The 1036-nt window shown below is 37.5% G+C and carries 2 protein-coding genes and 1 pseudogene; all 3 read right to left on the reverse strand.

Going from position 1 to position 1036, the window contains the following annotated elements; genetic code table 11:
- Positions 1–294: pseudogene (locus BBROOKSOX_RS11550) on the reverse strand (RHS repeat-associated core domain-containing protein); the annotation flags it as partial.
- Positions 295–384: 90 nt separating this feature from the next.
- Positions 385–570, reverse strand: coding sequence for a hypothetical protein (locus tag BBROOKSOX_RS11555; protein WP_139662018.1), 186 nt, complete (start codon positions 568–570; stop codon positions 385–387).
- A gap of 39 nt (positions 571–609) precedes the next feature.
- Positions 610–819: a hypothetical protein gene (locus BBROOKSOX_RS11560; protein ID WP_139699409.1), complete on the reverse strand. Its 210-nt coding sequence runs from the start codon at positions 817–819 to the stop codon at positions 610–612.
- Between the last annotated feature and the right edge of the window lie 217 nt (positions 820–1036).

The following is a 1036-nucleotide window of genomic DNA, read 5'->3' on the forward strand; positions in this document are numbered from 1 at the left end:
GCCTTGGTAATCATAGACAGAGTATTGTGTGGTGTTGCTTTTGTCTGCTTTGGTAAGTTGGTTAAGAGTGTTGTTATAGTGCCAATGTAGAGTGCCAATATTGTCAAGGGTTAGCAGGTTGCCATTGGCATCAAAATCGTTGGTAGATTGTTGGGTTTCGGTGCCACGGTTGTTGTTTGAGTGGATGGTGAGGGTTTGTTGCCAATCACCACTGTTTGCTTGGTGTGAGAGGCTGGTTAGGTTGTTGCCTGTGTCGTAGGTGTAGGTTTGGTGGTAGGGTTCTAGTAAATTCATAAAATAACACAATGTTTTCTTCGTGGCGTCGGATGTGCAGGTTCAGGAGCAAATAGGTTGACTAACTTCATTGGCATTTTCTTTATTATATTACCAAATATCTCTCATAATATCTTTTGATCCATGAGCTAAAAAAGTACCTTGTTCCGAATCTTGCATGCCTTCAACCCACACACCAAAATCAGGTGTCATGGATTTTCTACGAGTATCGAAATAAGCACCATTTTTATCAATGACACTTTTGGGTGTTATAGCGATACTTGAATCTGCACTCATATGCTTTTGGATTGTCGGATTCCGTTAGTCTTATATTTACTAGTGTATAGGCTGCACCAAGCACAATGAGCGAACTTCCTTTGAAACTTTCCCTTTTTTTTGCATTCTTTCGCATTCTTCTTTATCACTCCAATCACATCTACCAATATAATCGGTGTTAAGGATTGTCGCTAGCATCAGCACATTTGTTTTTGAATTTTCTAATTTTGTATGTTCTTCGGGTGTTAAATGTAGAAATTTTCGTTGCATTCTTTTTTGCATTCGTCAATCTTTACTCCTGATAATTTCTGGATTGTTTTCAGGTCTTGAGTCTACCTTGGTGTTAACCGCTTCTAGTATAAGATTTTGAAATTTAATTGTAGTGAGACCTTTGCATAAATAATCAACCCTTAAAAACCACACAACAAATTGATTTATAACAATAAAACCAACAATAACCATAGACAAATCAACCAACTTTTGCTAA

Source organism: bacterium endosymbiont of Bathymodiolus sp. 5 South, assembly GCF_900128535.1.
GTDB lineage: Bacteria > Pseudomonadota > Gammaproteobacteria > PS1 > Pseudothioglobaceae > Thiodubiliella.

Coding starts and splice junctions, on each gene's coding strand:
- BBROOKSOX_RS11555 (WP_139662018.1), bottom strand. CDS start 570: ATGAGTGCAGATTCAAGTATCGCTATAACACCCAAAAGTGTCATTGAT.
- BBROOKSOX_RS11560 (WP_139699409.1), bottom strand. CDS start 819: ATGCAACGAAAATTTCTACATTTAACACCCGAAGAACATACAAAATTA.